At 56.7% G+C, this 19,349-nt stretch carries 18 protein-coding genes and 1 riboswitch; of the genes, 14 read left to right on the top strand and 4 right to left on the bottom strand.

Annotated elements, in window-relative coordinates:
• Positions 1-96 precede the first annotated feature (96 nt).
• Entirely contained in the window at positions 97-2,121 is a 2,025-nt protein-coding gene (gene uvrB / locus EPYR_RS12005; protein ID WP_012668671.1) for an excinuclease ABC subunit UvrB, read from the top strand.
• Between the two features lie 42 nt (positions 2,122-2,163).
• Here uvrB and EPYR_RS12000 read toward each other — a convergent pair whose 3' ends face one another.
• A complete protein-coding gene (locus EPYR_RS12000; RefSeq protein WP_012668670.1) occupies positions 2,164-3,072 on the bottom strand; it encodes a gluconeogenesis factor YvcK family protein in 909 nt (302 codons plus the stop codon).
• A gap of 164 nt (positions 3,073-3,236) precedes the next feature.
• Positions 3,237-3,372, top strand: a riboswitch (molybdenum cofactor riboswitch).
• Between EPYR_RS12000 and moaA the strand changes: the two genes are divergently transcribed.
• The 10 genes from moaA to dusC all read left to right on the top strand — a co-directional run bounded on the left by moaA (position 3,363) and on the right by dusC (position 11,989).
• A complete protein-coding gene (gene moaA / locus EPYR_RS11995; protein WP_041474125.1) occupies positions 3,363-4,349 on the top strand; it encodes a GTP 3',8-cyclase MoaA in 987 nt (328 codons plus the stop codon). Its footprint overlaps the riboswitch before it by 10 nt.
• Before the next feature lie 15 nt (positions 4,350-4,364).
• On the top strand, positions 4,365-4,880 hold the full coding sequence (moaB, locus tag EPYR_RS11990) for a molybdenum cofactor biosynthesis protein B (protein ID WP_012668668.1): 516 nt from the start codon (positions 4,365-4,367) through the stop codon (positions 4,878-4,880).
• Position 4,881: 1 nt separating this feature from the next.
• The gene (gene moaC / locus EPYR_RS11985) at positions 4,882-5,367 is read left to right on the top strand and encodes a cyclic pyranopterin monophosphate synthase MoaC (protein WP_012668667.1); all 486 of its coding nucleotides are present in this window, start codon (positions 4,882-4,884) and stop codon (positions 5,365-5,367) included.
• On the top strand, positions 5,360-5,605 hold the full coding sequence (gene moaD, locus EPYR_RS11980) for a molybdopterin synthase sulfur carrier subunit (RefSeq protein ID WP_012668666.1): 246 nt from the start codon (positions 5,360-5,362) through the stop codon (positions 5,603-5,605). The genes moaC and moaD overlap by 8 nt, the downstream gene beginning before the upstream one ends.
• Position 5,606: 1 nt before the next feature.
• The gene (gene moaE, locus EPYR_RS11975) at positions 5,607-6,068 is read left to right on the top strand and encodes a molybdopterin synthase catalytic subunit MoaE (RefSeq protein WP_012668665.1); all 462 of its coding nucleotides are present in this window, start codon (positions 5,607-5,609) and stop codon (positions 6,066-6,068) included.
• Entirely contained in the window at positions 6,065-7,153 is a 1,089-nt protein-coding gene (locus tag EPYR_RS11970) for a DUF1615 domain-containing protein (protein ID WP_012668664.1), read from the top strand. Before moaE ends, EPYR_RS11970 begins: the two co-directional genes overlap by 4 nt.
• A gap of 543 nt (positions 7,154-7,696) precedes the next feature.
• The gene (locus EPYR_RS11965; protein WP_012668663.1) at positions 7,697-8,407 is read left to right on the top strand and encodes a Bax inhibitor-1/YccA family protein; all 711 of its coding nucleotides are present in this window, start codon (positions 7,697-7,699) and stop codon (positions 8,405-8,407) included.
• Positions 8,408-8,913: 506 nt separating this feature from the next.
• Positions 8,914-9,303 (top strand): YbhQ family protein, encoded by a 390-nt coding sequence (locus EPYR_RS11960; RefSeq protein ID WP_012668662.1) that lies wholly within the window; start codon positions 8,914-8,916, stop codon positions 9,301-9,303.
• Positions 9,304-9,587: 284 nt separating this feature from the next.
• Positions 9,588-11,003: an ATP-dependent RNA helicase RhlE gene (gene rhlE, locus EPYR_RS11955; RefSeq protein ID WP_012668661.1), complete on the top strand. Its 1,416-nt coding sequence runs from the start codon at positions 9,588-9,590 to the stop codon at positions 11,001-11,003.
• A gap of 53 nt (positions 11,004-11,056) precedes the next feature.
• Complete coding sequence (gene dusC, locus EPYR_RS11950; protein WP_012668660.1) at positions 11,057-11,989, top strand: tRNA dihydrouridine(16) synthase DusC; 933 nt, start codon at positions 11,057-11,059, stop codon at positions 11,987-11,989.
• A gap of 49 nt (positions 11,990-12,038) precedes the next feature.
• On the opposite strand, the gene EPYR_RS11945 is transcribed toward dusC, so the two are convergent.
• The 3 genes from EPYR_RS11945 to EPYR_RS11935 form a co-directional block, all read right to left on the bottom strand.
• Complete coding sequence (locus tag EPYR_RS11945) at positions 12,039-13,127, bottom strand: L,D-transpeptidase family protein (protein WP_012668659.1); 1,089 nt, start codon at positions 13,125-13,127, stop codon at positions 12,039-12,041.
• A gap of 311 nt (positions 13,128-13,438) precedes the next feature.
• Positions 13,439-14,095, bottom strand: a complete 657-nt coding sequence (locus EPYR_RS21635; protein WP_012668658.1) for a trehalase-like domain-containing protein — start codon at positions 14,093-14,095, stop codon at positions 13,439-13,441.
• A 101-nt stretch (positions 14,096-14,196) separates the two neighbouring features.
• On the bottom strand, positions 14,197-14,763 hold the full coding sequence (locus tag EPYR_RS11935; protein ID WP_012668657.1) for a DedA family protein: 567 nt from the start codon (positions 14,761-14,763) through the stop codon (positions 14,197-14,199).
• Between the two features lie 216 nt (positions 14,764-14,979).
• On the opposite strand from EPYR_RS11935, the gene EPYR_RS11925 reads away from it, so the two are divergent.
• From EPYR_RS11925 to EPYR_RS11915, 3 genes are all read left to right on the top strand, one after another.
• Positions 14,980-15,567 carry a Yip1 family protein gene (locus EPYR_RS11925; protein WP_012668656.1) on the top strand — a complete coding sequence of 196 codons (588 nt, stop codon included), beginning with the start codon at positions 14,980-14,982 and terminating at the stop codon, positions 15,565-15,567.
• Positions 15,568-15,738: 171 nt separating this feature from the next.
• Positions 15,739-16,689 (top strand): D-alanyl-D-alanine endopeptidase, encoded by a 951-nt coding sequence (gene pbpG, locus EPYR_RS11920; RefSeq protein ID WP_014539176.1) that lies wholly within the window; start codon positions 15,739-15,741, stop codon positions 16,687-16,689.
• Between the two features lie 193 nt (positions 16,690-16,882).
• Positions 16,883-19,318, top strand: coding sequence for a DUF3772 domain-containing protein (locus EPYR_RS11915; RefSeq protein ID WP_012668654.1), 2,436 nt, complete (start codon positions 16,883-16,885; stop codon positions 19,316-19,318).
• Positions 19,319-19,349 lie beyond the last annotated feature (31 nt).

Raw genomic sequence — 19,349 nt, 5'->3', positions numbered from 1 at the left:
AGCTGTGATTATATCCAGTGTTTTTTGCTGGCAAAATCGTCAGAGCCGGGTAGAATGAGATGCTGGTTCGTGTCCATCTTCATCAGGTAGCCTGAAATGAGCAAAGTCTTCAAACTCAACTCCGAATTTAAACCCGCTGGTGACCAGCCGGAGGCTATCCGTCGCCTGAAAGAGGGGCTGGAAGACGGCCTGGCGCATCAAACCCTGCTCGGCGTGACCGGGTCGGGTAAAACCTTTACCGTGGCTAACGTGATTGCCGACCTGAACCGCCCGACGATGGTGCTGGCTCCAAACAAAACGCTGGCGGCGCAGCTGTACGGCGAAATGAAGGAGTTTTTCCCGGATAACGCAGTAGAGTATTTTGTCTCTTATTACGACTACTACCAGCCTGAAGCTTACGTTCCCAGCTCGGACACCTTTATCGAAAAAGACGCTTCGGTGAACGAACACATCGAGCAGATGCGTCTGTCGGCCACTAAAGCGCTGCTGGAACGGCGTGACGTGGTGGTGGTGGCATCGGTATCGGCGATTTACGGCCTCGGTGACCCCGATCTCTATCTGAAAATGATGCTGCACCTGACGCGCGGTATGGTGATTGACCAGCGCGCCATTCTGCGCCGGCTGGCAGAGCTGCAATATGCGCGCAACGACCAGGCTTTCCAGCGCGGTACGTTCCGCGTACGCGGAGAGGTTATCGATATCTTCCCGGCGGAGTCTGATGATTATGCGCTGCGCGTGGAGCTGTTTGACGAAGAGGTGGAGCGGCTGTCCATTTTTGACCCGTTAACAGGCCAGATTGAGTCGGTGATCCCGCGTTATACCATCTATCCCAAAACCCACTACGTGACGCCGCGCGAGCGCATCCTGCAGGCGATGGAAGAGATCAAAGAAGAGCTGGTGCAACGGAAAAAGGTGCTGCTGGATAACAACAAACTGCTGGAAGAGCAGCGCCTGAGCCAGCGCACCCAGTTCGATCTTGAGATGATGAACGAGCTGGGCTACTGCTCCGGGATTGAAAACTACTCGCGCTATCTGTCCGCACGCGGGCCGGGCGAAGCGCCACCCACGCTGTTTGACTATCTGCCCGCCGACGGTCTGCTGGTGATTGATGAATCCCATGTGACTATTCCGCAAATAGGCGGCATGTACCGTGGCGACCGGGCGCGCAAAGAAACGCTGGTGGAGTACGGTTTCCGTCTGCCGTCAGCGCTGGATAACCGCCCGATGAAGTTTGAAGAGTTTGAAGCGCTGGCACCGCAGACCATCTACGTTTCCGCCACGCCGGGTCATTACGAACTGGAAAAATCGGGTGGCGAGGTGATCGACCAGGTGGTGCGTCCTACCGGACTGCTCGATCCGATTGTTGAAGTGCGCCCGGTGGCAACGCAGGTGGACGATCTCCTTTCTGAAATCCGCCAGCGCGTGGCGATTAACGAACGCGTGCTGGTCACGGTACTGACCAAACGTATGGCGGAAGATTTAACCGAATACCTCACAGAGCACGGTGAGCGGGTGCGCTATCTGCACTCGGACATTGATACCGTGGAGCGCGTGGAAATCATTCGCGATCTGCGGCTGGGCAAGTTTGACGTGCTGGTAGGGATCAACCTGCTGCGTGAAGGGCTGGATATGCCTGAGGTTTCGCTGGTGGCCATCCTCGATGCAGACAAAGAGGGCTTCTTGCGTTCTGAGCGTTCCCTGATCCAGACTATTGGCCGTGCTGCGCGTAACCTTAGCGGTAAGGCGATCCTCTACGGCGATAAAATCACCCCGTCGATGGCGCGCGCAATTGGCGAAACCGAACGTCGCCGTGAGAAGCAGCAGCTGCACAATGAAGAGCACGGCATTGTCCCGCAGGGCCTTAACAAGAAAATCTCCGATATTCTGGAGCTGGGCCAGGGGCTGGCGAAGAACAAAGCCAAACCGCGTAATATGAAAGGGCGCAGTATTGTCGAAGACGATCCGGCCTACGTCGATCTGTCGCCGCAGGGACTGCAAAAGCGCATCCACCAGCTGGAAGCGCAGATGCAGCAGCATGCACAGAATCTGGAATTTGAACAGGCCGCCCAGGTTCGTGACCAGCTGCACCAGGTGCGCGAGCTGTTTATCGCGGCGTCCTGATTGGCGCCGTTACCGGGGGCGCAGCCCGCCGGTAAACGGCCATTACCTCATTGACTGCACTGCCCGTTCCAGTGCCTTGCGCAACAGCTGGCGGTCATGACGGTAGGGGATATCCTCTGCTTCCAGCGGTTGCTGGATAACCAGGCGCTGCCCAAGCCGGGCGCTGTCAACGCATGGCCCCAGCAGCAGCGCATCAACCACCTGTTTCCCTATCACCTTTTCCATCATTTCCAGCTTGTTAGCGGTCGTCATCCCGGCAGCCGCCGGACTCAGTTCTTTACCCAGATTGCCGATGAATACCATCGTCGCCGTGGTACGGCGCAGCGCCTGTGCAATCTCCGGTAGCAGCAGTACCGGCATCAGGCTGGTAAAGAAACTGCCGGGGCCGATAAGGATCAGGTCGGCTTGGCCAATCGCCTCTACCGCTTCACGCGTGGCGCTAACCGCCGGTGAGAGCATCAGCTCCTGTGGTGGCAGCGCCATCAGGTCAATGTCCGTTTCGCCATAGACCAGACGCCCGTCAACGTCCCGTGCCACCAGATCGACCGGTTGTTCGGACATCGGGATCAGGAATGCGTCAACCTTCAGCAGATTTCGGATCACATTAATGGCTTCTAAAGGCCGTACGCTAAGATGATCGAGTGCTTTCAGCATCAGATTGCCGAGGTTATGTCCTGCCAGTTCGCCATGACCGTTGAAGCGGTATTCAAACATTGCCGATGCCACGCCCGGCTCGGCAATTAACTGATTCAGGCAGTTACGCATATCTCCCCAGGCAATTCCCCCTTCGGAGCGCCGGATGCGACCGGTGGAGCCGCCGTTATCCGTGGTGGTAACAATGCCGGTCAGGCGGGAACCCAGAGGTGACAGGGCGGACATCACGCGGCCCAGTCCGTGTCCACCCCCCAAAGCCACCACGCGATCGAGGTCAGCTAAAGTGCGATTGCGCATCATATTATCCAGGTTGTTTTCAACAGATTATCACCGCATATTTTACGCTATTCGTCGGGGAAAATGTCGCTAAAATTCGCTATATATAAAAATACATAGCGAAACTCTGTTCTGGTCAGCACACAATATTAGCGTTAACATTCCCGCCACCACGGTTTGCCGATGTCGGCATACCGCACTAAAGCCCTGATACCTGTGTCCCGCTGGATATGGTGTCCTGGCCGCAGCCATCGCGCTGCCAGGGTGCAGAAAGAAATGCCTGCATCTCCCGTTTTGGAAAGGTGTTACCTGTGTCACAATTTACTGATAACTTCGCGCGCAGGTTCTACTATCTGCGTCTGTCGATCACCGACGTGTGTAACTTTCGTTGCACCTACTGTCTGCCCAATGGCTATCAGCCCCAGGGCGCGCAAAATAAACGCTTTCTGACGCTGAATGAGATCCGGCGCGTCACGCGTGCGTTCGCTGCTGCCGGCACTGAAAAAGTGCGTCTGACGGGCGGCGAGCCTTCCATGCGCCGTGATTTCACCGAGATTATCGCTGCGGTACGTGAAAATGCGGCCATTCGCCAGCTGGCGGTGACCACTAATGGTTACCGCCTGCAACGCGATGTGGCGCGCTGGCGCGCTGCCGGACTAAACGCGCTCAACGTGAGCATCGACAGTCTGGACGCCCGCCAGTTTCACGCCATCACCGGACAGGATAAATTCGACCAGGTGATGCGCGGTATCGATGTGGCCTTTGACGCCGGCTTCAGCAAGGTCAAGGTGAACACCGTGTTGATGCGTGACGTCAATCACCAAAGCCTCGATACCTTTCTCGACTGGATCCGCACCCGGTCCATCCAGCTGCGCTTTATTGAGCTGATGGAAACCGGCGATGGCGGAGAGCTGTTTCGTCAACACCATATTTCCGGCAGCGTTATCCGCAACCGCCTGTTGCAGCAGGGCTGGGTTCTCCAGGTGCGCGAGCGCAGCGATGGCCCGGCGCAGGTATTCCGTCATCAAGACTATCAGGGCGAAATTGGCCTGATTATGCCTTATGAAAAAGAGTTCTGTGCCAGCTGTAATCGTTTGCGCGTCTCGGCTACGGGCAACCTGCATTTGTGTCTGTTCGGCGACGGCGGCGTGCCGCTCAGAGATTTGCTGGCGCATGACGACCAGCAGGCGGAGTTACAGGCGCGTATTGCCGGCAGCCTGTTAACGAAAAAACAGACGCATTTTCTGCATCAGGGCAATAGCGGTATCACACAGAATCTTTCATTTATTGGCGGTTAAGCTAAGGATTTGATTATGGGAAAAGGCAGCAGCGATTTTATCCCCCTTAACGTGGCGGTGATGACCGTCTCCGATCGTCATAGCGCCGACAGCGACAGTTCCGGCAGCTATCTGCGTGAAGCGCTGGCCGGGGCGGGGCATCAGGTGCTGGATCATGCGATTGTCCCGGACAATCGTTACCGCATCCGCGCGGTGGTGTCCAGCTGGATTGCCAGTAAGGATGTGCAAGTGGTGCTGATCAATGGTGGCACCGGCTTTAACGAAAAAAACGCCACTCCGGAAGCGCTCAGGCCATTGTTCGACCGTGAAGTCGAGGGGTTCGGCGAACTGTTCCGCATGATTTCCTGGGAGGATATCGCCACTGCAACCCTGCAATCGCGCGCGCTGGCCGGTATCGCTAACGGTACGCTGATTTTCGCCGTTCCCGGTTCAACCGCTGCCTGCCAGCTTGCCTGGGAACGCATTATTCAGCACCAGCTTGATGCCCGTACCCGCCCCTGTCATTTTGTTTCGCATCTGAAGAAAACCTGATATGTCCCAGTTGACTCACATTAATGCTGCCGGAGAGGCGCATATGGTGGATGTTTCCACCAAACAGGAAAGCGTGCGCGAAGCGCGTGCCGAGGCGTTTGTGGTGATGCACCCGCAGACGCTGCAAATGATTATTGAAGGCAGCCATCACAAGGGTGATGTGTTTGCCACCGCGCGTATTGCCGGTATCCAGGCGGCAAAGCGTACCTGGGAACTGATCCCGCTGTGCCATCCGCTGCTGCTGAGTAAGGTCGAAGTGACGCTGGTGGCTGAACCTGAACATCACCGGGTACGAATTGAATCACTCTGCCGCCTGAGCGGTAAAACCGGAGTCGAGATGGAAGCACTGACGGCGGCTTCCATCGCCGCTCTGACCATTTATGACATGTGCAAAGCGGTGCAGAAAGACATCACCATTGAGCAGTGCCGTTTATTGAGTAAAAGCGGCGGCAAATCGGGTGATTTTCAGGCGGTGTCTGATGATTAACGTGCTGTTTTTTGCCCAGGTGCGTGAACTGGTTGGTACTGACGGGCTGCAGGTGGCCGCAGAATACGCCGATGTCGAAGCGCTGCGCCGCCAGCTGGCGGAGAAGGGGGAACGCTGGGCGCTGGCGCTGGCGCCAGGTAAGCTGCTGGCGGCCGTGAATCAGACGCTGGTGTCGCTGCAGCATCCGCTACGCGCCGGGGATGAAGTGGCCTTCTTCCCGCCAGTGACCGGAGGTTGAGATGGAAACCCGGATCAGAGTCGGTCATCTGCCCTTCAGTATCAGTGATGAGCATCAGTGGCTGTCCGCTTCAGACCTGGACGGCGCGGTAGTGACCTTTACCGGGAAAGTGCGTAACCACAACCTGGGTGACGATGTCAGCGCGCTAACGCTGGAACACTACCCCGGCATGACAGAGAAAGCGCTGGCGGATATTATTGCGAAAGCGCGCCTGCAATGGCCGATGCAGCGGGTGACGGTGATCCACCGTATTGGCGAGCTATTCCCCGGCGATGATATCGTGCTGGTCGGCGTTAGCGGAGCGCACCGTGGGGCAGCCTTTGCTGCTGCCGAATTTATTATGGATCAACTGAAAACGCGCGCCCCGTTCTGGAAGCGTGAAGCCACCGCTAGCGGCCAGCGCTGGGTTGCTGCACGCGACAGCGATCGGCAGGCCGCCGCCCGTTGGAAAGGAAATCAATGAACCGTTCTTTACAAAAACTCATTATTCCGCTGGCGCTACTGCTGGCGAGCTGTAGCCGCCATTCGTCAGACAATGCCTCTGCACCGCGTCCCGCCGATGTCAAAACTCAGATTGCCCGTTTGCTTCCTGAGGGAGTGAGCGACCGGAAGGGGTGGGCAGGGGATATTTATGTGACATTTAACGGCCAGAACATCCCGCCTTCCGTCAGTAACCTGTGCGCGGTGATTGCCGTCACCGGGCAAGAGTCGAATTTCAGCGCTGATGCGGCGGTAAGCGGTTTGCCGAAAATTGCCTGGGGTGAAATCGACCGCCGCGCCGGACAGCACCATATCCCGTCATTCCTGGTACGCACCGCGCTGCTGATCAAATCCCCCACCGGTAAAAGCTATGCCGACCGGCTGGATCACGTCAAAAGCGAGAAGGAGCTTAGCGCGGTATTTGATGATTTCATCGATATGGTGCCGATGGGGCAGAAGCTGTTCGGTAATCTGAACCCGATCCATACCGGTGGGCCGATGCAGGTCAGTATTGCCTTTGCCGAGGCCCACGCGAAAGACTATCCCTACCAGGTGGACGGCTCCATCCGGCGCGAGGTCTTTACCCGCCGTGGTGGCATGTGGTTTGGCACCATGCATCTGTTGGCTTATCCGGCAAACTACACTGCGCCATTGTACCGCTTTGCCGACTTCAACGCCGGCTGGTATGCCAGCCGCAATGCCGCCTTCCAGGCCGCCGTGTCGCGTCTCAGTGGTATTAAGCTGGCGCTGGATGGTGACCTGATTAACTACGGTTCAGACAGCGCCGGGGGCACCGAGAAGGCCGTGCGTCTCTTGGGCAAACGGCTGGATTACAGCGACCGGGCCATTCGCCGTGCGCTGGAAAAAGGTGACGGTAATGACTTCGACAAAACCGATCTGTGGCAATCGGTATTTGCCCTGGCCGATAAGCACGCTGGCAAAAAGCTACCGCGTGAAATTTTGCCGGGGATCAAGCTGGACAGCCCGAAGATGACGCGTAATCTTACCACCGCGTGGTTTGCCCAGCGCGTGAACAGCCGTTACCAGAGCTGTTTATCACGCAATTAACTCATTTTTGGCCGGGCAGACCGCCAGGATAAACCGAACCTGTTTTATCCCCAGCCCGGATGATTAGCAAAATAACAGATGATGTGACGGTGAACTGACCAGCATAAAAAGCTGGCCACGGCAGGGTGCCAGCTTTCTATGCTGCCTGGTCGGCAATAATTGTCGGGTTTATTTAAACCAAACCGGCAGCTGTAGACATTTTACTTTTTAAATCAATGCTGTGGGCGTAGCGCTTATCCTGTAAATGGTTCTGTTATCAGGCAGGCGCATGATCCTTGCCAAACCTGCTGGCTGTGCATCCTTGCTGTCCCGCTTTGGCGACGAAAAAGGGTTGTGCAATGGCTCCAGGTTTGAACTAAAAAAGCTCTCGATCAGTCGCCGGAAAGGCTAAGATAGATGGGCGTTTTCTACCCACTGCCTCCAACCCTTTTAATCCTGTACCGATAGAGAACGGCGTGGATTGAGGGTGGTGTAGCAAGTCGGTATATGCCAGACTAAAAAAAGATCGCACTGTTTTTTCATTCAACCATTTAAGGGGGCATCATGGATAGATATCCACGTTCTGATGATTCAATCGTTCAACGTGCCGGCAGCGGCATTTCGGTGTATATGGCCCAGGTTTATGGCTGGATGACTTGCGGTTTGCTATTGACGGCATTCATCTCCTGGTATGCGGCTAATACGCCAGCGGTGATGCAGCTGGTATTTGCTAACCGCATCACCTTCTTTGGTCTGATTATCTTTCAGCTGGGGCTGGTTTTTGTCCTGTCTGGCATGGTGCATAAACTCAGTGGGGCCGTGGCCACCGGGCTGTTTATGCTTTACTCGGCGCTGACCGGACTGACCATGGCCAGCATTTTCCTTGTGTATACCTATTCGTCAATTGCCAGCACCTTTGTGGTGACCGGCGGGATGTTTGGTGCCATGAGCCTGTGGGGTTATACCACCAAACGCGACCTGAGCGGCATGGGCAGCATGCTGTTTATGGCGCTTATTGGCATCGTGCTGGCGTCGCTGGTGAATATCTGGCTAAAAAGCACGGCGTTAATGTGGGCAGTCACCTATATCGGGGTGGTGGTGTTTGTCGGACTGACGGCTTACGACACGCAAAAGCTGAAAAACATCGGCGAAGGGATCAACGTTGAAGATAAAGAGAATATGCGTCGCTACTCGATAATGGGGGCGCTGACGCTGTATCTCGATTTCATTAACCTGTTCCTGATGCTGCTGCGTATTTTCGGCAATCGCCGTTAATCGACGTTCGCTGACGCGGGGCGGGAAATGTAGCCCCGCGTCAGACGGATTGCCTGTCAATGCGGTGAGTGACGGCGATGACATGTTGCTCACCGAACGGCTTCAACCCTGTTTAGCCTGCCAGATCACTTTGGTTTAGTGCCTGCCCTGATATTCGCCAATCCTGACTGACCGTCACGTCCTCTCAGCGCTAAATTCCTGCTGCCGCCTGGCGGGTTGCCGCACAGCCGCCGGGCGGACATCAGCCAGCAATCACGTTATGCAACCGTTCAAGGCGTTCGCCGTCGGGACTTAAAATGAAATCCCTTTGGCTTTTGTGGCATACTGTCGGCACTCTTGCTTTTAACCAGTGAAAGAAAGAGTGTAGTCTTGGTCACAAAACCAGGTAGAGCGCGCGTTCTTTATACGGCGTTAACCTAAAACTACGATAGTCTGAGGTAACACGTTACTGACTGGTTTCGGTAACCCGCTTGAGCAACCTTTGTCGGGTCTGCCAGGAGAAAAAAATGAAATGGTCCCATCGTATCCAGATTGTCACCGGACAAAACTGCGTACATATCGCACTGCACCTGCTGCTGATCGCCGCGCTGGTGTGGGGCTGGAAACATCAGGCGCTGTTGCAGGTCAGCACGATTTTACTGACGCTGTATGCCGGCGTATTTACCGCGATGTTGCTTACCCAGCGGTTGCCGCATCTGCGGCGTATCGGTGATTTCCTTGAAGATGTCACCACCACTTACTACTTCGGTGCCGCGATGATGGTGCTGCTGGTTTTGTCACGGATCGTGCACAACAACCTGCTGCTTGGTGCCGTCGGCGTGGTGATGCTGGCCGGGCCAGCGCTGGTTTCGCTGCTGGTCAAAGAGCGTTCACAGCCGCCCCAGCGTCCGCGCTAGTTTCCCGTTGGGCCACTTCGGTGGCCCGTTTTCACCGCATCCCCCCCTCAAGTCTTCACGCGCTTTCAGCCGTTCCGGGCAACGTGTTATTTAGCCTGTCGATTAATTTCTCGTAATACAGGCAATAATAACTGCCTTTATCGCGTTGGGGTCTGCTATAATCATCCCCTTATGCACCGTGGTTTGTGCCGTCATTCAAGCGTCAGGAATGATCCTGACGTCAACTCTCCCCTTGGAAACTTCACCGCGATGCGGTCAGGGCGGATCCGGAGTCAGTCAACTTTATGTCATTTGATTCTCTCGGCCTCAATGCCGATATTTTGCGCGCTGTTGCAGAACAGGGCTATAACGAGCCAACGCCTATTCAGCGTCAGGCAATCCCGGTAGTGCTTGCTGGACGAGACCTGATGGCCAGCGCCCAGACGGGGACGGGTAAAACCGCAGGTTTTACTCTGCCATTACTGCAATTGCTGAGCAGTCACAACCCGCACCCGAAAGGCCGGCGACCGGTGCGCGCCCTGATCCTGACCCCGACTCGTGAACTGGCGGCTCAGGTTGGCGAAAACGTGCAGGATTACAGCAAATATCTTGATATGCGGTCGCTGGTGGTATTTGGCGGCGTCAGCATTAACCCGCAGATGATGAAACTGCGCGGCGGTGTGGACGTGCTGGTGGCGACGCCTGGCCGTCTGCTGGACCTGGAACATCAGAACGCGCTGGATCTGTCGAAAGTGGAAATCCTGGTACTGGACGAAGCGGACCGCATGCTGGATATGGGCTTTATTCATGATATCCGCCGCGTGCTGGCAAAACTGCCGGCCAAACGTCAGAACCTGCTGTTCTCGGCGACCTTCTCTGACGAAATCAAAACCCTGGCGGAAAAACTGCTGCACAACCCAGAGCAGGTCGAAGTTGCCCGCCGCAACACCGCTTCCGAGCAGGTGACCCAGCATGTTCACCTGGTGGACAAAAAACGCAAGCGCGAGCTGCTGTCCTTGCTGATTGGTCGCGGCAACTGGCAGCAGGTGCTGGTGTTTACCCGTACCAAACATGGTGCTAACCATCTGGCCGAGCAGCTGAATAAAGACGGCATCACCGCCGCCGCCATTCACGGTAATAAGAGCCAGGGCGCACGTACCCGCGCACTGAGTGATTTTAAAGACGGTAAAATCCGCGTGCTGGTGGCAACGGACATTGCAGCGCGTGGGATCGATATCGAAGAGCTGCCACACGTTGTGAACTATGAGTTGCCTAACGTGCCGGAAGACTATGTCCACCGTATCGGTCGTACCGGTCGTGCGGCGGCGGTCGGTGAAGCGCTGTCGCTGGTGTGCGTTGACGAGCACAAGCTGTTACGCGATATCGAACGCGTGCTGAAGCGTGAGATCCCGCGTATGGCGATCGACGGTTTTGAACCGGACCCAAGCATCAAAGCCGAGCCGATCATTAATGGTCGTCAGCAGCAGCGCGGCGGCGGCGGCGGTGGCGGACGTGGGCGCGGCAGCCAGGGGCAAGCCCCCCGAGGCGGCAGCGATCGTAGCGCCAGCGCAAACCGTAACGGTAACGGCGGCGAACGCCGCCAGGGTAACGGCAACAGTGCCGGTGCCGCGCGCGGTGCACGTCCTGAAAGCGGCACCGGTGGCGCACCACGGGTCAACAAAACCCGTCCACGCCGCGCCAACCCGGCGAATAACGGCTAATTAACCGGGGGGAAGCGCCCGCTTCCCCTTGTTACCCCCGCCACAGGCTTACCATGCGTGTATTACTTGCCCCGATGGAAGGCGTTCTCGACTCATTAGTGCGAGAGCTGCTGACCGACGTCAACGATTATGATCTCTGTATCACGGAATTTCTACGCGTAGTAGACGCACTGCTGCCGGTGAAATGCTTTCAACGACTCTGTCCCGAACTGGATAATGCCAGCCGCACGCCGTCGGGCACCCTGGTGCGCATTCAGCTATTAGGGCAATATCCCGAATGGCTGGCGGAAAACGCCGCCCGCGCGGTGGAGCTTGGTTCCTGGGGCGTCGATCTTAACTGCGGCTGCCCGTCAAAAACCGTTAACGGCAGCGGCGGGGGAGCGACCCTGCTCAAAGATCCCGAGCTGATCTATCAGGGTGCAAAGGCGATGCGCGCAGCCGTGCCTGCCCATCTGCCGGTGACGGTGAAAGTGCGGCTGGGCTGGGACTCGGGGGCGCGTCAGTTTGAAATTGCCGATGCGGTGCAGCAGGCCGGGGCGAGCGAACTGGCGGTGCATGGCCGTACTAAAGAAGACGGTTACCGCGCCGAAGCGATTAACTGGCAGGCAATTGGTGAGATCCGCCAGCGCTTGACCATCCCGGTGATTGCCAACGGCGAAATCTGGGACTGGCACAGCGCGCAAGATTGTATGGCGGTTACGGGCTGCGATGCGGTGATGATCGGGCGTGGAGCGCTGAACGTACCCAACCTCAGCCGGGTGATTAAATGCAAGGAGCCGCGTATGGCGTGGCCCCAGGTGGTACAGCTGTTACAGCGCTATGTGCGGCTGGAGAAGCAGGGCGATACCGGGCTATATCATGTGGCGCGCATTAAGCAGTGGCTCGGCTATTTGCGCAAGGAGTATCAGGAAGCCACGGAGCTGTTTATGCAGGTCCGGGCGCTGAAAACCTCGGGTGAGATCGCTGCGGTAATTGATGCAGATTAAAAAAGCCCCCGTTCCGCGAGGAACGGGGGTTTTTGTTTTGCCCGGAAAACTAGGGTTTCGGCTGGCTGTAGATCGGGCCAGGCTGGCTTAGCGCTGGCGCATCCTGGCCAGCCGTCGCAGCCGGCTGATTGCTGTCAGGCGAAGCGGCTGAAGTATCAGGCTGCGCACCTTCCTGCTCCGTTACGGTAACCGGTTTTGCAGCCTGCTCATCCGCCTCACCGTTAACCTTCACCGGCATACCTGAACGCATCTTGAGCGCGGCGTCCATACTTGCGCTGTTCACGCTGGCATCGGAGACCACTTTGTTGACTGCATCGCTCAGCGTCAGCGGCACCGGATCGCGGGAGGCGAACTGCTCCTGGGTTTGCGACAGCGGGTTGTGAACCTCGACATAGCGTGAACCGTCCGGTTCTGCCGAGGCTTTAACCGGCTGATCGATAAACTGCACGCGGGTGCCGACCGGCACATTGCTAAACAGCCATTTAATATCTTCCGCTCGCAGGCGCACACAGCCGTGACTGACGCGCAGGCCGATACCAAAGTTGGCATTGGTGCCGTGGATGGCATACAGACGACCGATGTACAGCGCGTACAGGCCCATCGGATTGTCCGGGCCAGCCGGGAACACTTCTGGCAGAGATTCTCCGCGTGCGGCGTACTCTTCATGCATTTTCTTGGTTGGCGTCCAGGTCGGGCCATCTTTTTTACGCTGAACGGTGGTCGTCCAGTTGATTGGCGTATCCTTACCCAGTTCACCGATACCGATGGGCAGCACCACCACGGTTTTACTGCCTTTCGGGTAGTAGTACAGGCGCATCTCTGCGCTGTTAATCACAATGCCTTCGCGCGGGGCGTCAGGCAGCAGCAGCTGATGAGGAATAATCAGTTTGCTGCCGGCTTTAGGCAGATAGACATCAATGCCTGGGTTAGCTTCCATCATGTTGCTCAGACCCATCTGGTATTGAGCCGCGAAAGCTTCCAGCGGAAGTTTACTGTCTTGCGGAATGGTCATTTCAAGGTTTTCCCCGGTCAGGCGGCTGTTAGCGGCCGGAAGAGGGTAAACCACAGCGAAGGCCGAGTGGCTTAACGCCGCTGCGGTGAGGATCAGGGTGACGAACGCACGGAGACTTGTTTTCATATTAATTCAGGTGTAGCGCCATGTAGACTGTTGATAAACGACCCAATACTGGTCAACTGAAGCCGAAACCTTCGGGGTGCAGCCAACGTGACTGCAGCCTGAAGTTTAACGTATATGACCGGCTGCGCATTATATGGGCATAATAGCCTTTGAGGAAACCAGCATTTATTGCTACAGAACTATCTTTACGATTAACAACAGTGTACCACCATTTGGCTGGCGGTATTTGTTCGTTGAGGGTTGCCATAACGGCTCCGCGCCACTGAGCCTACGGTCGAGGAAAAACGCCGCGCTGATAAAGGCCAGGTGCATCAGCGCCTGTGGGGTATTTCCCAGCGCGCGCCCGTGAGGGGCAAACTGTTCGGCGTAAAGACCGGGCGGGTTGCCATAGCCAGGCAGGATTTTGAACTCAAAACGGGCTTCATCAAGGCGTCCGGCACGCGCCAGGCATTCGACGTACCAAAAGGAGCAGGCGGCGAAAGCACCTTCTTCCCCCTGCAACCCGTCGGCCGGGGTCTCTGCAACATCGTAGCGCCGCACCATGCCGTCGCTGACCAGGTTCGCTTAGTTGCTGCGCCGGCATAATCATGCACCGGGGCGCAACGCAGTGGGATCGAGGCGCTGCCGTGAACCACCTTAACCCGGCGAATAATGCGCGGCAAAGCCCCATTCTGCTGACAAACCGGCATATAGTCAGTCAACTCAACCACGCCGTCCTGGTGCAGCCAGCGGGTTTGCAGGATATTGCTGTCAGGCAGACAGCGCTGCATCCGGCGCGCGTCGGGCCAGTCGGAGCACAGGCTGAATACGCCAGCGTCGTCACTGTCCAGCAGTGCGCTGAATACCGGTGGGCTGTCCAGATTCGGCCAGCAGAAATAGTCGATGGAGCGGCCGTTGGTGACCAGCGCACAGGTACGCAAATCGCCAATCGCACCGTGGTCTTCAATCGCTCGTTTCGCTTTTTTCATTGTTTAACAATAGCCGCTTAATCAACAGCGTGACGCCGGCCAGTTATCGCCAGGCAAAAACCTGATCGCCGTCGCCCGTTAGCGCTCAATCAATGGCGCTGCTACGATTTTGCACGCTTCTTGATGGCAATACGAATGCCCCATACCACCGCCAGGATCAGCAACAGCCAGAAAAGCGGCTTCAGGTACTGCTCCAGCTGATGAAGCCAGGGGGCAATCATCTGACCGGCAAGATAGCCGAGCGTAACAAAAAGAGTGGCCCACAGCGCCGCACCGGTCAGGTTACACAGCAGGAACTGGCGTGGAGAGAGCTTGCTGGCACCGATAATGATCGGCCCGACGATGCGCAGGCCGTACATAAAGCGCACACCAATCACAAACAGCACCGGCCTGTTGCGGATCAGCCGATTGGCACGGGCAATATGCTGGCGATGCTTGTTAAAGCGTTGCAGGATAGTCTCCCCGAAGTGCCGACCGATAAAGAACAGCGCGCAGTCACCGAGTATGCCGCCGCACATGGCTGCCAGAATCACCCCACCATAGTGCAACAGTCCTTCATGCGCGGCCACGCCGCCCAACAGCGTAAAGGTTTCCCCTTCGGCCAGGCAACCGATAAATAGCGCCCAGTAGCCGTACTGGGCAATCAGCGTATTAACGTCAATGTGCAAAGCACCACTCCTTTTTGTTTACCAACGGGTAAGTTTAACGCCTTTATCACCGATTGCCGGATTTGATGCCGGGCTGGGTTTATTTTGGTCGAAAATTGAGCCATTTATCACTGCTTGCAGCGAATTAGCCACAAATCGTTCAGGGGCACTTATACTTAAACAGATGCCGCCCGGGAGGTTGCCAGCTGGCGGTCCAATGTTCAGAGGAGTGAAGATATGAACCATGTATGGGGACTTCTTGCGCATCCCGGCCGTGAGATGCGCGACATCAGGCAGGAGAACGAATCTCTCTCTCACCACTATACGCATCACGTATTGCTGATGGCTTTGATCCCGGTGCTTTGCGCCTTTATCGGCACCACCCAGTTTGGCTGGCGAGCCAGCGACCAACCCGCGATTATGCTGTCTTTATCCACGGCTTTCACCCTGGCTGTTTTCTTCTACGCGCTGATGCTGGTCGGCGTGGCGGTAATGGGCCGAGTCATCTGGTGGATGGCGCGTGACTATCCACAGCGTCCAACGCTTGCCAGCTGCCGGGTATTTGCCGGTTATGTGGCCACGCCGATGTTCCTTAGCGGGCTGGTAGCGCTCTATCCGCTGGTGTGGTTGTGCGCGCTGGTGGGTACGCTGGCGCTGGTTTATACCGGCTATCTGCTGTTTGTTGGCATTCCGCTGTTTCTGAATATCGACCGCGAAGAGAGCCTGCGTTTTTCGGGTTCCACTCTGGCTATCGGTGTGCTGGTGCTTGAAGTGTTACTGGCGTTAACAGTGCTGCTTTGGGGCTATGGTTTCAAGCTGTTCTGACCGCCCGCACCGCCGGGTAACCGGCGGTGTTTTCATTAACGTGGTGAAACGAATATTCTGTAGGAAAATTCTGGTGCAACAGCTTATTATGCCGGAGCCAGCCCCCGTACTCCTGACGGGAAGCGGCGTGTGGCCCCCACACCTGAATAACCAGCCGTTAAGTTTTCACTGATGCCTGCAAAAATTCGTTTATCCCTGCTTAGTTTGACCCTGCTGTTCTCCATACCGTACCTGATGGGTCAGGCCGCTGCCCGCGCTCACCAGCCTGAAGTTAGCAGCGCTGCCCGGCCGGCCATTGCTTCGGGAAGCGCGATGATCGTCGATCTGAACAGCAATAAAGTGATCTACGAAAGCCACCCGGATCGGGTGCGTCCCATTGCCTCCATCACCAAGTTGATGACGGTGATGGTGACGCTGGATGCGCATCTGCCGCTCGATGAGATGCTCAAAGTGGATATCAGCCATACGCCACAGATGCGTGGCATCTATTCACGCGTGCGGCTAAACAGTGAGCTAAGCCGCAAAAACATGATGCTGCTGGCGCTGATGTCGTCGGAAAACCGCGCGGCTGCCAGCCTGGCGCACCATTATCCCGGCGGCTACGACGCCTTTATCCGCGCAATGAATGCCAAAGCGCGTGCGCTGGGCATGAGCCATACCCGCTACGTGGAGCCAACCGGACTGTCGATTGACAACGTCTCCACCGCTCGCGACCTCAGTAAGCTGTTGCAGGCGACGAAGCGTTACCCGTTGATAGGCCAACTGAGCACCACCCATGAGGATATGGCCAGCTTCCGTAGCCCGAATTACACCCTGCCATTCCGCAACACTAACCATCTGGTGTATCGCCCTGACTGGAATATTCAGCTAACGAAAACCGGCTTCACCAACGAAGCGGGACACTGCCTGGTGATGCGCACGGTGATTAATCAGCGCCCGGTCTCACTGGTGGTGCTGGACGCATTCGGCAAGTACACCCATTTTGCTGACGCCAGTCGTCTGCGCCAGTGGATGGAAAACGGCAAGGTCTCGGCGGTGCCGCCCGCAGCGTTAAACTATAAAAAAGACCGCTCTGCACGGGCAGCAAACCCTGAACAGGGCGACGACAGCGCGCTTGAGTAACCGACCGGACGATTACCATGCCCGCTGCATCCGGCAGCGCGCCCGTCAGGGCGTTGTGTATCGATAATCCTTATGATGGCGGCCGTCACTTTACATCACTAATCCTATAGTGCCGTGCAGGGCTAAAGCATAAACTGTCCGGCAAATTTCATGGTGCCCTGTCGGCACCGCACTTGGTATCAGGAACCCGATCATGTCTGGCTTGTTTACTTATCTTCGTATCTGTCTGCTGGCTTTGGTCGCGCTATCACCCCAGCTGGCGCTGGCGGCAGAGAATGACAGCATTCAGCAAAATGGCGATGCGCCGCATAAGGTCAATGTTGTTGCCGAGCTGCCGAAAATGCAGAAGGTGCTGGACAATATCAAGCAGCGGGTTTCAGCGGAAACCAACGCCAGCCGGCTGAATGAACTCAACGATATGGCGCTGGAGCTTTCTGGCGATGCCGATACCCTGATGCAGAGCCTTATACCGCAGCGCGCCCAGCTGCATGCCCAGCTGGCGGTGCTCGGCCCGGCTCCGCAGGCGGGCAGCGGCGTCAAAGAGACCGCCGAGGTGACCAGCAAGCGCAGCCGGCTGGAAAGCCAGAAAGCCAAAATGGACGATCAGATCAAGCAGGCCGAAGCGATTAAAAACGGTGCGATCAATCTCTCGGCGCAGATTGCCAACCTCCGGCGCGATGCGCTGAAAACCCAGCTGGCGCTGAATGCCGGCAGTATCTTCGGCACGCACTTCTGGGCGCCGTTGTTGAACAGCCAAAGCGATGACCGCGACAAAATCAGTGCTTTTAGCGATGAACTGAGCGCGACTGCGGCACTTGCCTGGCAGCCAGACTGGCGCTTTGGCACCATCGTCTGGGTGCTGGCGGCGATGCTGGTGGCCACGCTGGGTCGCCGTTATCTGGAAGAATTTCTTGCCTGGGTGGGCATTCATCATCTGCCGGAGGGCCGTCTGCGCCGCAGTTTCCTTGCTGCGGCCACCGCCCTTACCACGCTGGCCGCTGTGGCACTGGCGTTTAACTTCATCGATCTGGCCTTTACCCGCCCCGATGAAGTGGTGGATGACGTGCGCGTCTTTGCCGACCGGCTGGTGGGCCAAAGCGTTATCTGCGGGCTGATAGCCGGATTAGGGCGAGCTTTCCTCTCTACCCGCCGCCCGTCATGGCGTCTGCCCACCATTTCTAATGAGGTCGCGCTGGCGTTAAAACCGTACCCGCCTTTGACCGCAGCGCTGGTGTTTATCTTCCAGACGGTAGAAACGGTTAACAGCAGCGTGAACACCAGCGTGGGCACCACCATCTTCGCCAACGGCATGACCGCGCTATTAATTGGCGCGACTGCGCTGTCCATCAGCATGCGTACCAATCGCGTACGCCGTCGTATGCTGCTGGAAGGGCATCAGCCCGAGGCGAAATCGACGCTGGTCGGGCTGATTCAGATGGCGCTGACGTTGATCGGCGTGGCGATTATGATTGCACTGGCCATCGGTTATATCACTCTGGCGCGCTTCCTGAGTTATGAGCTGGTATGGATGGGCATCGTCTTCGGTTCTTTCTATATTTGCAGCCAGCTGTTGGCGGATGCCACAGAGAGCCTGTTTTCCCCCACCAGCGCCAGCGGCAAACGCATTCAAAGCTCGCTTAATATCGATGAGCGTCATCTGGGCCAGGTCGCTGCGCTGCTTGGTGCGCTGGGCAAAACCCTGCTGGTGCTGGTAGTGGCCCTGGCGCTGCTCAACGGCACATTTGGCAGTTCAACGCCCATCGAGTTGGTGCAGAAAGCCATCGAATTCTGGGGTGGTAAAGGGCTGGAATCGCTGAATATCGTCCCGGCGCATATGGTGAATGCGCTGGTTTGTATGGTGGTTGGTATCTGGGCGCTGCGCTCGGTGAAGCGCTGGCTGGAGCATGATTTTCTGCCTAAAACCACGATGGACATCGGGATGCGCGTATCGCTCATCACTCTGTTCAGCAATATTGGTTTTGTGCTGGTTGTCCTGATGACGCTGTCAATTATGGGCCTGCAGTGGAACAAGCTGGCGTGGATTGTCAGCGCGCTGTCGGTGGGTATCGGTTTTGGCTTACAGGAGATCGTGAAGAACTTTATTTCCGGTCTGATCCTGCTGACCGAACGCCCGGTAAAAGTCGGCGATCTGGTGAGCATTAGCGGCATTGAAGGGGATATCCGCCGAATTAACGTGCGTGCTACCGAGATCCAGCTGGGTGATAAGTCGACGGTGATTGTGCCTAACTCACAGTTTATTTCGCAGAACGTGCGTAACGCCACTATGGGCAACGCCCAGGGGGTGGTGATCGTTACCCTGACCTTCCCGCTGGATATCGATCCTGAACGGGTGCGCCAACTGCTGTTGGATGTGTATATCGAAAACGAGTGCGTGCTGGAAACACCGGAGCCATCGGTGTCATTTAAGGATTTGACCAGCAGCGGCATCGTGCTGGCGGTCACCGGCAACGTTGCCAGCCCGCGCCAGGTGAGCAGTGTGAAAAGCGATCTGCTGTTTGATATCCTGACCCGGCTGCGTAAAGAAGGCGTCGTGCTGTCGACGCCGCAAACCATGATCATTGAACGTAAGGATGAGCAGCTGGCGTTAAAAGAGGCACCGCAAGAGTAGCATCAGGTGAGGTTAGCCTTTAGCGGGCGGA

The sequence above is a fragment of the Erwinia pyrifoliae DSM 12163 genome (assembly GCF_000026985.1).
Classification (GTDB): Bacteria; Pseudomonadota; Gammaproteobacteria; order Enterobacterales; family Enterobacteriaceae; genus Erwinia; species Erwinia pyrifoliae.
Note: the sequence above shows the minus strand (reverse complement) of the source record. Positions and strands in the feature narration are given on the sequence as shown.

Excerpts from the sequence above, each read along its gene's own strand:
- pbpG (WP_014539176.1), top strand. The coding sequence starts at position 15,739 with ATGCCTGCAAAAATTCGTTTATCCCTGCTTAGTTTGACCCTGCTGTTC.
- moaE (WP_012668665.1), top strand. The coding sequence starts at position 5,607 with ATGGAAACCCGGATCAGAGTCGGTCATCTGCCCTTCAGTATCAGTGAT.
- EPYR_RS11925 (WP_012668656.1), top strand. The coding sequence starts at position 14,980 with ATGAACCATGTATGGGGACTTCTTGCGCATCCCGGCCGTGAGATGCGC.
- uvrB (WP_012668671.1), top strand. The coding sequence starts at position 97 with ATGAGCAAAGTCTTCAAACTCAACTCCGAATTTAAACCCGCTGGTGAC.
- EPYR_RS11970 (WP_012668664.1), top strand. The coding sequence starts at position 6,065 with ATGAACCGTTCTTTACAAAAACTCATTATTCCGCTGGCGCTACTGCTG.
- moaB (WP_012668668.1), top strand. The coding sequence starts at position 4,365 with ATGGGAAAAGGCAGCAGCGATTTTATCCCCCTTAACGTGGCGGTGATG.
- EPYR_RS12000 (WP_012668670.1), bottom strand. The coding sequence starts at position 3,072 with ATGCGCAATCGCACTTTAGCTGACCTCGATCGCGTGGTGGCTTTGGGG.
- EPYR_RS21635 (WP_012668658.1), bottom strand. The coding sequence starts at position 14,095 with ATGAAAAAAGCGAAACGAGCGATTGAAGACCACGGTGCGATTGGCGAT.
- EPYR_RS11915 (WP_012668654.1), top strand. The coding sequence starts at position 16,883 with ATGTCTGGCTTGTTTACTTATCTTCGTATCTGTCTGCTGGCTTTGGTC.
- moaC (WP_012668667.1), top strand. The coding sequence starts at position 4,882 with ATGTCCCAGTTGACTCACATTAATGCTGCCGGAGAGGCGCATATGGTG.
- EPYR_RS11945 (WP_012668659.1), bottom strand. The coding sequence starts at position 13,127 with ATGAAAACAAGTCTCCGTGCGTTCGTCACCCTGATCCTCACCGCAGCG.
- EPYR_RS11960 (WP_012668662.1), top strand. The coding sequence starts at position 8,914 with ATGAAATGGTCCCATCGTATCCAGATTGTCACCGGACAAAACTGCGTA.
- moaD (WP_012668666.1), top strand. The coding sequence starts at position 5,360 with ATGATTAACGTGCTGTTTTTTGCCCAGGTGCGTGAACTGGTTGGTACT.
- rhlE (WP_012668661.1), top strand. The coding sequence starts at position 9,588 with ATGTCATTTGATTCTCTCGGCCTCAATGCCGATATTTTGCGCGCTGTT.
- dusC (WP_012668660.1), top strand. The coding sequence starts at position 11,057 with ATGCGTGTATTACTTGCCCCGATGGAAGGCGTTCTCGACTCATTAGTG.
- EPYR_RS11965 (WP_012668663.1), top strand. The coding sequence starts at position 7,697 with ATGGATAGATATCCACGTTCTGATGATTCAATCGTTCAACGTGCCGGC.